Genomic DNA, 15252 nt, shown 5'->3' on the forward strand with positions numbered 1-15252 from the left:
ACCCGCATTAATGCGGTTTAGGTGATTGTTGTTTTACAGACATTATAATAAGATCAAACAAATTATAGAACCAACCTAATAATCAAAGATATGGAATTTTATCCTTATGACCTCTGTAATAAAAAAAGTTACAGGGGGTATAAACTATTTTTAATCATGAAACTGATCGTTTTTTTTCTTCTTATCGGTTTGCTGGAGGTAAGCGCAAGTGGCTTTGCCCAGCAGGTAACCCTATCAGAAAAAAATGCCAAACTGGAGCAGATTTTCAACAAAATCCGTAAACAAACCGGTTATGATATTTTGTGCGATGCAGATATTATCAAAAACACGAAACCAGTTACCATAAAAGTTAAAGACAGCCCCTTAACCACTGTTCTTGAGAAATGTTTTGAAGGGCAAAGGGTATCTTTTAGCTTTATCCAGGGAATGGTAGTGGTTAGGAAAACAAACGAACTTTTGCCATCCCAAGTTAAGTTTGCTACCGTTAAGGGAACAGTAACAGATACCAAGGGTTTGCCTTTACCTGGTGTTTCGGTTAAGCTCAAAAGTGCTTCTTCAGGTGGTGCAAGTACCGATAAGGCCGGTCATTACAGCATAACTATACCTGAGTTAACCGGAACCCTTGTTTTTTCCTATATCGGTTATGCTCAATTGGAGGTTCCCATTAATGGCAGAACCAATATTGATGTTCAACTGGCCGAGTCCAATACCGCATTAAATGAAGTAGTTGTGGTGGCTTACGGAACGCAGACCACGAGAAACCTGGTTGGATCGGTTGCAACTTTATCGGCTGCCAATATCAAGGATCAGCCAACCGGAACATTTGCTGAAAGATTAACGGGAAAACTTCCGGGTGTACAGGCAGCACAGGGAACCGGGCGCCCTGGCCAGGGTATGGATATCCGCATACGTGGCGCCGCTTCGCTAACCTCATCGGTAAGGCCGCTTTTTGTTGTTGATGGGATACCTATGATTGGCAATCCCGATAACATCAACAACATCAACCCCGACGAGATAGAATCTTTTTCCGTATTGAAAGACGCTTCGAGTACTTCCATGTATGGTTCGCGTGGAGCCAATGGGGTTATCCTCATTACAACCAAAAGGGGTAAATCGGGCGCGCCTAAAATTGAATTTAACAGCTATTACGGACTTGCAGAAAACATGAAAGAGCTGAAGCCCGAGGTAATGGATGCTACCCAGCTGGCTACTTACATGAAAGGTTTTTTTGAAGATAAGGCTTTGTATGAAGGTTATACAGGAGGCGTACCCGGCGCTTACCAAAACCCCGAACAATATGGTAAGGGAACAGACTGGTATGATTTGCTGACCCGTCAGGGTGCCGCCCAGAATTATAGCCTGGCCATTTCATCAGGCAATGATAAATCTGCCCTGAGCATAACAGGAGGTTATTTTGATCAGGATGGTATCGTAAAAAATACAGGTTATAAACGTTTTTCGCTACGTATAAATGGCGATGTAAAACTGACCGATAATATTAAGCTAGGGGTAAGCCTTGCTCCATCAGTACAACTTGAGCACAATAACAGGCAAAACAGGGCAAATAGTTCGGGTTTCAATGTTGATGGGCAAAGGGCAATTTTTGCTTCAACCCTGATGATGCCCACTATGGGATCGCCATACAACACAGATGGTTCTCTGTCCTTAGGAATCGGATCTTTTCCCAATATGTTTGTTTGGGCTAATCCGTTAAGACAGCTAACTGAAATTAATGATGATGTTAAAAGAACACGTGTGCTGGGTAATATCTTTGCAGAGATCGGTTTTTTAAAGCATTTTACCTTCAGAACTTCTGCCAATCTTGATCTGGGAAACATGCAGGCAAAAAAATTCGTGCCATCTACTGCATTCGGAGGATTTAATGATGTACCGGTCGAATTTCCTGCTGCAGGAAGCAACGATACGGCTTTGGGCGAATCGTATACCGAAAACCCAACCACCTGGTTAAACGAAAACCTGTTAAGCTACAAGAATACTTTCGCTAAAGACCATACATTGGAGGTATTAGCCGGTTTTACTGCACAGCGTTTTGATGTTTACTCTTCACAAATTGTCGGACGCGATTACCCTGATAACAGCGTACCTTATTTAAGTGCTGCTACGCGTTTTACAACAAATACATCAGCGGCTTATGCCTGGACCATGTTATCAGCCCTTAGCCGTCTAAACTATACGTATAAGAACAGATATTCACTGCAGGCTTCGGTAAGGAGAGACGGTTCATCGCGCTTTGGTTCAAATAACAGATGGGGAACTTTCCCTTCTATAGGTGCTACATGGATTGCCAGCGAAGAAGCATTTTTAAAGGATTTTTCTAAGATAAGTTTTCTAAAAATACGTGCCAGTTATGGTTTAACAGGTCAAAATGAGTTTGGTGGCAGCCTTGCCAACCAGAATTATGCGCATACACCAACTATTGGCAACAGCAATTATGTGTTTGGCAGTGTACTGGCACCCGGAAAGGTGCAAAGTGGTTTGGGAAATATTGACCTGGTTTGGGAACGGAACAAACAGTTAGACCTGGGGATAGATATCGGCCTGTTTAAAGACAGGATTAATTTAACCTACGATTATTATAACAAATATACAGATGGTTTGTTGTTCACCGTTCCGGTACCACATTCATCTGGCTATACCAGCGTACAGGATAATTTGGGCGACATTAGGCAATGGGGACACGAATTTACCTTAAGTACCAAAAATTTAACCGGTGCATTTAAGTGGAACACTGATTTTAATATCTCTTTCAATAGGAATATTGTTAAGAAAATCGGTGTAAATAACGTGTCTTTTGCAGATAACCCTTCGGGAGTATTGTCTGAATTTACCGACTGGAGGACCATTGTGGGTAAACCGATAGGCCAATATTTTGGCTATGTGTTCGATGGTGTATTTATGACCCAGGCAGAAGCCAATGCAGGCCCTAAATACTATGGCACAAGTCCAACCAGCTTGTCGCAGGCAGGAACAGTACGCTACAAAGATTTAAATGGCGATGGTAAGATTACCTGGCCTGAAGACATGACCATTATTGGTAATCCGAACCCCGATTTCATATTCGGCTTTACCAATAGCTTCTCGTACAAGAATTTCGATCTTAATATTGTGTTGTCTGGTACTTATGGTAATGATCTTTATAATGGCGTAGAAGAGAGTACCTATAATCTCGATGGTGTTTTTAACGGTCCGCCGGAATTGTTGCAGCGTTGGCGTTCAGAAGCAAATCCGGGAAATGGCCTGGTTCCGCGTACATTGGCCGGAACAACTGGTGCCTACCGTGCCAATTCAAGCAGATGGGTACATGATGCTTCGCATATTACCATCAATAACATTGCATTAGGTTATACCTTCAGGAAGTTTACAAAAATGCCTTATGTGAAAAGCCTTCGCTTGTACACTACCGTACAAAATGCCTACATCTTCACCAGTTATCCCGGCAATCCTGAGGTGAGCATAAACGGCCTTACTTCTGTTGCCCAGGGACAGGATTTAGGGGCTTATCCAATTCCCAGAACATTTACGTTCGGGATTAACCTTGTTTTATAACCTGATGTATAGTCTTCATCTAAAAAGCATTAAAAATGAAAAAGTATATTTTATATAGCATCATTATATTATCCCTGGGATTAGCTTCGTGTAAAAAGTTTCTCGACGAAAATAATCCTAACAGCATCAACCTCGGCAATTATTTTAAAAGCCAAAATGATTTTGACCTGGCGGTAAATGGGGCTTATGCCCAGCTGAGAAGCATATACAATAACAGAAGTGCCTGGCTTATGGGCGAAATGAGGTCAGATAATGCCCATTACGATTATACTCCGACTGATCAGGCAGTAGCAACGTTCAGTAAATGGGCCATTGCCGATTTTATCAATGACGGATCTAATGTAGAAACCCCGGCCAAATGGGATGCAGCATATAATGCCATATCAGCATCGAACACGATCCTAGATCACATCAATGATGTGGATCTCGCTGTAACAAGTAAAAACCAGATCATTGGCGAAGCCAAATTTATACGCGCATTATCTTACCTGGAGCTGGTACGGTATTTTGGTGGGGTGCCTATCTATCCACGGGCTCCTTTAAGCCGTAATGAAACGTATATTGCCCGCTCATCGGCACAGGAAGTTTACGATTTTATTATAGCTGATGCAAAAGATGCAGCAGAAAAGCTTGCACCGCCTTCCTTTCCTCAAACAGGCAGGGCCACAAGAGGAAGTGCGCTGACCTTACTTGGAGATGTATATGTAACAACAAAAAAGTATGACCTGGCAGAAGCGGTATTAAAACAGGTTACCCAAATGAATTATGGCCTGATGACAACCTATCCGGATGTGTTTCAGCTGGCCAATAAAAACAGTAAAGAATCCATATTTGAAATCCAGTTTAATACTGGTTTGTCAGTCCCTCAGGCAAATACAGGAGGAAATGTTTACAACTATTTGCCCAGAATGACGAATACGACCATAATAACAGGGGTAAATACGAATACGGTAACGGCTCCCGGAGGATACAACACTCCAACACAGGAGCTCATCTCAGATTATGAATCAGGAGATCAGCGGTTGGATGCTACCATCGCAGTAGCAGAGGGATCTTTTAATGTTAATGATGTATTTACTGCTACTGCAGTTAGATCGATTGTCGGATATACCGCACCTTCTGGTAAAGTAGGCAGGCCCTTTGCCAAAAAATTTCTTCATGCGCACACCATTGCAAACCAGACAAACGATAACCTGCCTATTTACCGCTACGCAGAAGTGTTGTTGCTGCTGGCCGAAAGTTTAAACGAACAAGGTGGAAAATCGGCCCAGGCATTACCTTACCTGAACCAGGTTAGGGACCGGGCATTTGGAGCAGGCAAAGGTACGATTAACACAACCGATCAGAATGCATTAAGGGCTATTATATTACATGAAAGACGGGTAGAACTGGCTTTTGAAAACAAACGCTGGATAGATCTGGTCAGGACCGGAAATGCAATTACGGTGATGAATGCTTTTGGAGTAAGCCAAAAACAGAGATTCAGCTATTTACAGGCGGGTACTTATAATGTAACCCAGGAAAAGCTATTATTTCCAATTCCAACCTCCGAAATAATGCTGAATGATAAACTTAAACAAAATCCTGGTTACTGATTAGTACGAACGTCATGAAAAGAATTTTTATTTTGGGTGCCATTTTTACCCTGGCACTGAATTGGTCGTGTGGTAATAAAAAGACCACCGAACCCCCTGTTGTTAAACCTCCAGTGGTAAGCAAACCACCTGAAGCCTTTGCAGGCTTTTTGACAGTTCTGACAAACGATGCCAGCCGGAAAATTGAGATCTACGACCCAACAATTGAAAACTGGAATGCAGCCGAGGCGAAGAAATGGTCATGGGCGCCCACAACTGCACTTGGCTTTGTTACGGCCGATATCAATACTTTTGGCGGCGGAACAGATTTTAAGCTCAGAAAAGTTCCGGTATGGAACAATGCTGAGTATGCAGCACTCACTGATAATGGTTTTGCTGCCATTATCGAATATCCTTCAGGTAAACGCAAATGGTCAAAGCGCCTTAGCGGAAACCTTCATTCTGCAGAACTGCTGCCCAATGGAAATATCGCTATAGCTGCATCAGATGGGGGCTGGGTTAGGCTGTATGCTTCGTCACAAGGGCCCGACCAGGAATATTATGCTGAATATCCTCTTATTTCGGCACATGCCGTTTTATGGGATCCCAAAACCAATGTACTCTGGGTTACCGGTCAGCATGCAATAACCAAGGCACATATTATTACAGCGCTTGCCGTTGGGGGTACAGATGCTGTTCCAGAACTTACTGAAATTGATTCCTGGCGAACGACCATTCCATCTGCCTGGGGACATGAAGTATCAGCTTACTATGGCAATGACAATTTACTTTGGGTAACCAGCAATGGCGGAGAGTATGTGTACAACAAAACTACCAAGACTTTTTCTCCTGCCCCAACAGCAGGCCTCACCTTTGTTAAGGGGATCGCAAACCAGCCTAGCGGACAAATTGTGCTAACGCGGCCTGATTACAATAAAAACCCAAGGCCTGCAATGAACTGCGGTTTGAACGACTGGAGTACAAGCACGGTAGATTTTTATTCGGCCAATGGCCAGCTGGATGGCTCAAGGGTAGTAAATGGAGCATGCTTTTATAAAGTTAAGCTGCTTAACAGTAGCTATCAATAACAGTTTCTGTATAAGCTTTTTCATACACAATCAAAATGTATAAAGATGAAAACATTAAATGCTAAAATCATATTCTTTTTATGTTGTTCAATCCTATTTTTGGCATGTAAAAAAGAAAACAAACAGCAGGAAGCGAATGTGCTGGCTCCTGCAAACAAACAATTAAATGCAAATGCTACGGCAGAAGCAGCGCTGGCAAGCTGTTGCTGGATAGGTACCACCAATCAGGCCAATGCTACCATGGAAGCCTACGATCCTGTATTAACAAGCTGGGCCACTCCTAAATGGTCGTTTAAGCCAACAACAGCATTAGGATTTAACGCCACTACCGAAATACCTTTATGGGGTTATGTGAATGATTTAAAAGTTAGGAACAATAACCAGTGGGGTTCTGGTCAGGTAATTACAGCACAGGCAGATAGATTATCGATAATTGCTAAATATCCGGGCGGTCAACGCATTTGGGCAACGGGATTTCCGGCTGACGCAGGTGTGCATGGCATGGAAATTCTCCCCGACGGAAATTGTGTGGTGGCTGCAGCCGGTACAAGCGCCAATACCGGTGGTAATTACATCAGGATCTATTCTTCTTCGCAGGCAGCGCCTAATCAATATGTAAATACAATTTATCCGCTTAAAGCTGCCCATCAGGTACTATGGGATCCCGTTAATAATTGCTTATGGGCAATTGGCGATTCACTGAAAAAATATGCTTACAATACTGCTGCAAGTGGTGGCACGGTTTCAAATCCGAAGTTGTCTAAAATCGCCAGCTACTCACTTCTCAGCCCTTGGGGGCACGATATTGCACCTTATGATGGTGATACCGATAGGCTGCTGGTAACAACTAATGGTGGTGTTTATATATTCAGGAAATCTATTGGCGCATTTATCGTAGGAGCAGGCGCAATAACCGGTGCCGCACAACGTACCTTTGTAAACTCGGTAAGCACGCTGCCGGGTCAGAACACCATGGTGCAGACCTATAAAGATCCCGGTTGTCCCATTAATAACTGGTGCAGTACACATGTAGATTTTTATAACCTCACCACAGGTGCCTTTCTATATTCACGTACGGTTAGTTCTGCAGGATTTTACCGCGGAAAATCATTTGATCCCAATTACCTTTAAAATATATGAAATCAACGATAACGGCAGGATGCATGTTTATTGTATTGTTCAATTTTGCCTTAACAAAAGCGCAGGAAACCGGCCACAGGAGCACCATTATCCCTGCTCCTGTGACGGTTGAAAAACACGCGGGCGAATTTGTGTTCAATGAACAGACCGTCATTACGGCCGATGCTACCGGACAGCCGCTGCTCGGCTTTTTTAAAGCTTATCTTTCAGGCTTAAGCAAATTTTCGGGAGGGCAGCCAGCCAAACGGATGCTTCCCCAAACAGTAAAAAATAAACCAACCAGCATCCGGTTTACCAGCAAAGGCGCAGAGGATCTGCCTGATGAGGGCTATAAGCTCAGCATTACGCCTCAGGCCATTGTGGTAACGGGTAAAAAGGCCGGATTGTTTTATGGGATGCAATCGCTCATCCAGCTGTTCCCGGCAGAAACTACTGGGGAGTTCAGGCTACCCTGCCAGCGCATTAGCGATTACCCCAGATTTGCCTACCGCGGGCTGATGCTCGATGTGTCCCGTCATTTTTTTACGGTTGCCCAGGTTAAAGATCTGCTTGATGTGATGGCACATTATAAGTTAAACCGCTTTCACTGGCACTTAACTGACGATCAGGGCTGGAGAATAGAGATCAAAAGTTTGCCAAAACTTACGCAGGTAGGTGCTTTTAGGGTACCGCGCATAGGCGATTTTGGGTCAATGGACCCACCCAAACCAGGAGAGAAGGCTACCGATGGCGGTTTTTATACACAGGAAGAGATACGCGAGGTGATCAGGTATGCTGCCGAAAGAAACATCCGGGTAATGCCCGAGATCGATGTGCCGGGCCATTCTATGGCCGCTATTGCAGCTTATCCCGAACTTTCCTGCACACAGGATACCAGTATTAAAGTAAACCCGGGCAGCAGTTTTGCCAAATGGTTCCCCGACGGAAAGTATGAGATGTATATCGATAACACCCTTAATCCTGCAAACGAAGCAACCTATGTATTTCTGGACAAGGTTTTTAGTGAGGTTGCCTCCTTGTTCCCGTATGAATATATCCATATCGGCGGCGATGAGTGCTTTAAAGGCTTTTGGGAGAAAGATGCGGGAATACAGGCCTTCATGAAAAAAATGAATATCGGGAGTACCCATGAGTTGCAGGGCTATTTTATCAGCAGGCTGAATAAGATCATCAGTTCAAAAAACAAAAAACTGATCGGCTGGGATGAAATACTGGAAGGCGGATTGAATGACCAGGTTGCCATCATGAATCGTTTTGGAGAGAAAGGAGCTATTGCCCAGGTAAAGAAAAAACTGAATATTGTGCTGGCACCAGGAAATAATGGTTTATATTTTGATTATGCACAGAGCCGTTCAGATATGGAATCCATTAATCACGGAGGTTTTTCACCGGTCTGGAAAGCTTATGAGTATAACCCGGAATATGAAGCGTTGACAGCCGAAGATAAAAAACACATTCTGGGTGTTTCCGGCTGTGTGTGGACGGAGCATATCCCTTCGGTTTCCAAGTTACAATATATGATATTTCCGAGAATGTTTGCGCTTGCAGAAACAGCATGGAGTCAGGAAAGAAACAAAGATTATAAAAGCTTTGCTGAAAACACCCTGCCAAAGCACCTCGAAAAACTGGACAAAACCGGGTACAATTACCGTGTACCTACGCCTTTTGCCTATACCGATACCACCCTGGTAGGTAAAAAGTTTTATTTCGATCTGAAAGTACCGATGGCAGGGGCGAAGATCTATTATACGCTCAGTAACCGTTTGCCAGGCGATGCCGATCATGAATACCGCGGGCCGATAAGTCTCGATATTCCGGAAGGAACGAAAAGGGTATTGAAAATAGTGGTGGTTTCGCCTTCAGGCCGTAGAAGCGTGGTTACGAACATTACATTGGATAACAGCATTTAAAGCAAACACACAAATGAAATTAAAACAATTATCAGCCCTTGTTCTGGTTGCCGGATTGCTGGTTCTCTTTGGCTTTCAGCTAAGAAAAGAACAGCCTAATCCCGCCAGTTTCGAAGTATTGAAAAGAAGTTTCAAAAATCCTGTCAGTGCCTATGGTACAACGCCCTTTTGGGTTTGGAATGCGAAGGTAAGCAAGCCGCTTATCGATTCGATGCTGCTCGATTATAAGAAAAATGACTTTTCAGGGGTAATCGTTCATGCCAGGCCCGGATTGATTACCGAATATTTATCAGAAGATTGGTTCAGCCTGTTTGAATATGCCATGCAACAAGGTAAAAAGCTGGGACTTAAAGTATGGATTTACGATGAGAATTCGTATCCTACCGGTTTTGCGGGTGGTTTGGTTCCAGACCAGATGCCAGAATCGTATAACCAGGGGCAAATGTTGTACATGAGCGAAGCAGAGCAGCTTCCCGATAACCTTACTGATATCTTTATTGTTTTGAAAGCGGTTAACGGGGCCTTTATAAACGTCAGTTCAAACCTGGCAGCAGAGCGTGGTAAAACAGGGAAATATCAGATTTTTAAAAAAGTAAATTACGAAAAATCTAACCGGGGTACGGTGGCAGGTCCTATCGGGTCTTCTTATGTAGACCTCATGGCCAAAGGTGTAACACAGAAGTTTATGGATGTCACCTTTAAAGGATATGAAAAGGTTGCCGGCCACGAATTTGGAAAAACCGTTCCGGGTATTTTTTCTGATGAACCAACCATTATTAATGAAGGAAAGGATTGCATACGCTGGACACCTGATTTGTTTGCCAGCTTTAAAGAAAAATGGGGCTACGACCTCACCTTGCATCTGCCTTCTTTATTTGAGGAAACCGGAAACTGGAAAAAAGTAAGGCATAACTATTATCAGACCCTGTTACAGCTGTTTATAGACCGCTGGTCTAAACCCATGTTTAACTATACGCAGCAAAAGGGTCTGACATGGACGGGGCACTACTGGGAACACGGCTGGCCAAGTCCCTATCATGGGCCAGACAATATGGCCATGTATGCCTGGCACCAAATGCCGGGGATAGACATGCTGTTTAACCAATACAATGAAGAAAAGCCGGTACAGTTTGGCAATATCAGGGCGGTTAAGGAGTTGAGCAGTGTTGCCAATCAGCTTGGTAAACAGCGTACGCTTTCAGAAACCTATGGCGGCGGCGGTTGGGAATTGACCTTCAAAGACATGAAACGATTGGGCGATTGGGAATTTGTACTGGGTGTAAATTTTATGAACCAGCACCTTTCCTTCATGACCATTACAGGGGCAAGAAAATACGATTATCCGCCCAGCTTTTCTTATCATGAACCCTGGTGGCCTTTTTATAAAACACTGAACCAATATTTTGCCCGGTTGTCGCTTTGCCTGGCCTCGGGGCAGCAAAAAAATGAAGTACTGGTATTGGAGCCAACAACTTCAGCCTGGATGTATTATTTCAAAGGCAAAGAAAATAAACGCTTTTTTGAGATCGCAAAAGGTTTCAACGATTTTGTAACCACCTTGCAAAAACAGCATGTAGAATACGATCTGGGTTGCGAAAACATCATCAAAGATCAGGCAAAAATTGAAAACGGAAAGTTCGTCATCGGGCAACGTGCTTATAGCACAGTAGTGATCCCACCAGGGATGGACAACCTGGATGGCCCTACATTTAACCTTTTGAAAACATATGCCAGCCAGGGTGGCAAAGTAATCCTGTTTGAAAAACCGGGTTTTGTTGATGGAAATGCCAGTATCTCTGATGATTTTTTCAGCGTAGGCAAGTCAAATGTACAACAGGCAATGGCTTCAGATAAAATACAGGTCATCAGGGAGCATTTGCTGCCTGGCGATTTCAGCATCTCCGCTGCCAGCGATAAGGGAGTGGGGGGTAACCTCTATTATCAGCGCAGGCAACTTGCCGATGGGCAATTGGTTTTCCTTTCCAATGCTAGTATGGAAGCTGCTGCAACTGGAAGTGTGACACTTAAAGGTAAGGATGTACTGCTCATGGATCTTTTTAAAGGCGGAATTTACGACTACCCTGAAAAGAGGAACCAGGACAAGATTGAGTTTAATTTTGCCATCCCACCGGCAGGAAGCATGATGGTTTTTGTATCCGATAAGAAAGAAACTGGTTTTAAAGCAGCAGCGGTTGCAATCAATAAAAAAGTGATAAAAACGCTGCCTGCTAAAGTTCTTCGTCCGGGTGAAAACACGCTTATGATCGATTTCTGTGACCTGGAACTGAAACGACCAGACAGCGCATACCACGATCTGCATGTTGGTGTAGCCTCCAATACCGCTTTTAAACATTTTGGCTTTAAGGATGGAGTAGGCAACCCATGGAATAACCGTACGCAATTTAAAGACAGGATAGTTGCCCGCGATACTTTCTCAGCAGGAAGTGGTTATACCGCAACCTATTATTTTGAAATAGATAGGAATGTAAAGCTAAAACATTGCCGCGCTGTGGTAGAGCAGCGTGGGCTTTGGAACAGCGTAACCATAAACGGGATAAAGGTGGAAGCCCAACCAGGCAAATGGTGGCTTGACCGGTCATTCGGTGTTTTTGATATCGGTAAATACCTCAAACCCGGCAAAAATAGCCTGGCCCTTTCGGTTTCGCCTATGCGGGTGTATGCCGAAATAGAACCGGTATATATCCTGGGCGATTTTAACCTGGCTGCAGCTGCCAAGGGCTGGAAGATCGTAGCCCCGCAGGCGCTTACATTTGGCCCATGGGATAAACAAGGACTACCGCTTTACGGACAGGGCATTAAATACGTTAAGGAGTTGCAGGTTCAAAAAACCGGAATGAACGGTGTGGTTAGATTAAAAAGATGGAAAGGTACTGTGGCTGCAGTAAAAGTTAATGGCATAATGGCCGGAGTGATCAGTTCAGAGCCTAATGAGCTGGATATAAGTGCTTATCTGAAAAAGGGAAACAACCGTATAGAAGTAGAAGTAATTGGGAGCCTGAAGAACCTGTTAGGGCCACATCACAATAAACCTTTACCGGGACTGGTAGACCCAGGCAAATGGTATAATGTTAAAACCTATCCTTCCGGAACTGATTACCAGACTTATGGTTACGGACTTGATGAAGATTTTGAATTGTTGACGCAGGTGAAATAATTATCTGGTCAAAATCCATTTATTTATTGTAAATCTGGAAACAGAAGAGGCTGTATCATAAGTTTCAATTGTTATCCTGAGCTTGTTGAAGAATGTCTTTTAATGCCTTAAAAGCGTTTTTGATACTTCATCAAGCTCAGTAACAAGTCAGCGAAATTTTACCTTTTGATACAGCTTCTTTTAATTCTTGTATAAGGTATTGTTAATATGGTATTTATCTAAATTGGTAGCAAAGGTTTTTTCAGCTATACAATAAAGGACAGGAATTTTTCCCGTTTTTCCTTTTTCAAGAATGATCGTTTTTTTTTGGAAATTCAACCCTCCTTAGTTTTGAAGAGAAAAGCGCCTAGTCCTGATCGCTCAGCACAACAAATTCGTTAAAATATTTCCTGATATTCTCCATCGCCTAATGTCCGTTTAGGTTCCTGATCTGCTTATTGGTAAATCCAACAACCGCTTTTAAGTATTTTTCAATGGTGGCCAGTTCTGCCACGGTAAAACCATCGTACAGTTTGTCCAGATCGTTCTGCATGGCCTTAAACGAAGGGCCTATCCGCTTGAATGCTTCTTCCCGGTCAAGAACCACAATTACCTTCCTTCTGTCATCAGCACTGCGTTCGCGTGTAACCAGTTTGCTCTTTTCAAGCCTGTCAATCATGGCCGTAACTGCCCCAGTAGTAATACCGCTCAGCTCGGCCAGTTGTCCGGCGGTCATAGCACCATGTTGTAAGAGCAGGTCTATGTACTTATGGTCGGTACCCGTTAAGCCGGCTTTTTGTGCAATTGCCTGGTGCATCAGTACCGTACCTGTCGAAAATTCCCTTGTCAGGTGGTCGATGTCTGCCAAAAGTATTTTTTTTTCTGAATTTTCTTTATTGTCCATAAAAACAATTTATCTTTGTCATTAAGATACTTTATAGTAAAGTTAATTATTTGTGGTAAAGATATCAAGAATGCTTTGCTTATAAATTTTAAAACCAAAAAAATGAACACGATAACCAATAAAACGTCGAGGGCAGATCAATGGCTCTATGTAGCCACGGCGCTCTATTTTGTGATGAATGGTGCACAATTGTGGGAAACCGCCATTATGGTTCCCGCATGGACGGCTGGCCCGCCTGCTTCCTTATTCTTTTTTAAGACGCAGTATGGGCTTGATTTCAAGCTTTTCTGGATGATTGTCCATTCCGTACACGAGGTTTTCCTGTTGCTTGCCCTTTTCTTCAATTGGCATATCAGGCAAAGACGTAACGCCATGATAGGGCTGCTGGTTGTACACATTGCACTCCGGGTATGGACCCTGCAGTATTTTGCCCCTACATTAATGCAGTTTATGGCAATGGATGTGAAGCCTGTTGTTGATCAGGGGCTGCTCGAGCGTGCCACCATGTGGAAGAACCTCAATTACCTGCGAGTAGGGCTTTATGTAATGGTCAATTTAGGTTATGTTTTCATCTTAAGGTTTAATAAAAAGGATTATATCAATGAAAATTAATACGATGGATAAAAGAAAAATACTGATAGTGGGCAGTGGGATTGCAGGACCAGCCTTAGCAATTAAACTGATTGAACAGGGTGCCCAGGTAAAAATTATCGAGGCCCGTAGTGAGGCAGAGATGAACGAAGGATTGTTTTTTGGTATATCGCCAAATGGGCTTAATATTCTTTCCGGCCTTATCGACATTTCACGGCTCTACGATGAGTACGTTCCCGGAACACTCCGTTTTTATAACGCAAAGGGGCAGCGTATTGCAGAGCTGGATGCAGCTTACCAAAAAGAAGCTTACGGCGTTAGCAGTATACAGGTTAAGCGATCGGCCATCAGCAACCTGCTACACGAAAAACTGATCAGTTTAGGTGTTCAGATAGAGTATAACTGCAAATTGATGTCTATTGAATATTCCGGAGCCAAAATAGATGTAGAGACCAGCAAAGGTAAATTGACAGATTATGACCTGTTGATAGGGGCTGACGGGATTCATTCCAGGTGTAGAAGATTGGTTTTTCCTGATGCGCCCAAACCTGTATATACCAAAATGCTTTCTACCGGGGCCATTGTAAAAATTCCGGGTTGGGAGGAAAAGTCAGATGCTATTGAGATGACTTTTGGCAGGGAAGCATTCTTCGGATATTCCACTACCAATACCGGAAAAGTGTGGTGGTTTAACAACTACGATTGGGAAAAGGAACCAAATGGTACGGAACTTAACCTCCAGCAACAAAATATAAAGAAAGACTTGCTGGAACTTCATCAAAAGGATCAGCCCAAGATTAGCCAGATTATTGCGGCCAGCAGCAACTTGTTTGCCTATCCCATTTACGATATGCCTGCTTTGGAAAAATGGCATACAGCAACAGTGTGTCTGATTGGAGATGCTGCACATGCCATATCACCACACACCGGACAGGGAGCTTCTCTTGCATTGGAAGATAGTGCGGTTTTGGCCAAATGCCTCGCCACGTACCCTGATCCTGAACTTGCTTTTTCGCGTTTCCAGCAACTAAGGTCTGGCCGGGTGGCCAAGGTGATTGCGCAGGCAAGAAAAATAGGCCGGGCCAAATCAAAACCAAATCCTGTAGCTAACTTTTTCAGGGATATCATGTTAAAATATTTTATCAACATGGAAAAGAAAAAAATGCATTGGGTATACAGTTATGATGCAAGCAAAGAAGTTGTATAAAACAGCCATCCTGAGGAATAATTTATGGTATAAATCAATATAAGTAACAGGTAGATTTCTTCAGAAGTCGTCATCCTGCACTTGTTTCAGGGGCTTTCATACCGGAAAGATCTCCCC

The 15252-nt window shown here is 43.4% G+C and carries 9 protein-coding genes; 8 read left to right on the forward strand and 1 reads right to left on the reverse strand.

Annotation, left to right across the window (positions count from 1 at the left end; genetic code table 11):
* Window positions 1-156: 156 nt before the first annotated feature.
* Genes ACFSR6_RS01775 through ACFSR6_RS01800 form a run of 6 tightly spaced genes read left to right on the forward strand, consistent with a single transcriptional unit; the run spans window position 157 to window position 12454 of the window.
* Complete coding sequence (locus ACFSR6_RS01775) at window positions 157-3567, forward strand: SusC/RagA family TonB-linked outer membrane protein (RefSeq protein ID WP_379074114.1); 3411 nt, start codon at window positions 157-159, stop codon at window positions 3565-3567.
* A 35-nt stretch (window positions 3568-3602) separates the two neighbouring features.
* Window positions 3603-5162, forward strand: coding sequence for a RagB/SusD family nutrient uptake outer membrane protein (locus ACFSR6_RS01780; protein ID WP_379074116.1), 1560 nt, complete (start codon window positions 3603-3605; stop codon window positions 5160-5162).
* 14 nt (window positions 5163-5176) lie between these two features.
* Window positions 5177-6229, forward strand: a complete 1053-nt coding sequence (locus tag ACFSR6_RS01785; RefSeq protein ID WP_379074118.1) for a DUF6528 family protein — start codon at window positions 5177-5179, stop codon at window positions 6227-6229.
* A 45-nt stretch (window positions 6230-6274) separates the two neighbouring features.
* Window positions 6275-7360 (forward strand): DUF6528 family protein, encoded by a 1086-nt coding sequence (locus tag ACFSR6_RS01790; RefSeq protein ID WP_379074120.1) that lies wholly within the window; start codon window positions 6275-6277, stop codon window positions 7358-7360.
* 5 nt (window positions 7361-7365) lie between these two features.
* On the forward strand, window positions 7366-9279 hold the full coding sequence (locus tag ACFSR6_RS01795) for a beta-N-acetylhexosaminidase (protein WP_379074122.1): 1914 nt from the start codon (window positions 7366-7368) through the stop codon (window positions 9277-9279).
* Window positions 9280-9292: 13 nt separating this feature from the next.
* Window positions 9293-12454: a glycosyl hydrolase gene (locus ACFSR6_RS01800; protein ID WP_379074124.1), complete on the forward strand. Its 3162-nt coding sequence runs from the start codon at window positions 9293-9295 to the stop codon at window positions 12452-12454.
* Between the two features lie 406 nt (window positions 12455-12860).
* Here the strand turns inward: ACFSR6_RS01800 and ACFSR6_RS01805 are convergent, their stop codons facing one another.
* The gene (locus ACFSR6_RS01805) at window positions 12861-13337 is read right to left on the reverse strand and encodes a MarR family winged helix-turn-helix transcriptional regulator (protein ID WP_379074126.1); all 477 of its coding nucleotides are present in this window, start codon (window positions 13335-13337) and stop codon (window positions 12861-12863) included.
* A 102-nt stretch (window positions 13338-13439) separates the two neighbouring features.
* Between ACFSR6_RS01805 and ACFSR6_RS01810 the strand changes: the two genes are divergently transcribed.
* Both ACFSR6_RS01810 and ACFSR6_RS01815 read left to right on the forward strand, forming a co-directional pair.
* The gene (locus ACFSR6_RS01810; protein WP_379074128.1) at window positions 13440-13949 is read left to right on the forward strand and encodes a transposase; all 510 of its coding nucleotides are present in this window, start codon (window positions 13440-13442) and stop codon (window positions 13947-13949) included.
* Complete coding sequence (locus ACFSR6_RS01815; RefSeq protein WP_379074130.1) at window positions 13939-15135, forward strand: FAD-dependent oxidoreductase; 1197 nt, start codon at window positions 13939-13941, stop codon at window positions 15133-15135. The genes ACFSR6_RS01810 and ACFSR6_RS01815 overlap by 11 nt, the downstream gene beginning before the upstream one ends.
* Window positions 15136-15252: the final 117 nt, after the last annotated feature.

It is taken from the genome of Pedobacter vanadiisoli (genome assembly GCF_042684385.1).
Taxonomy (GTDB): Bacteria; Bacteroidota; Bacteroidia; order Sphingobacteriales; family Sphingobacteriaceae; genus Pedobacter; species Pedobacter vanadiisoli.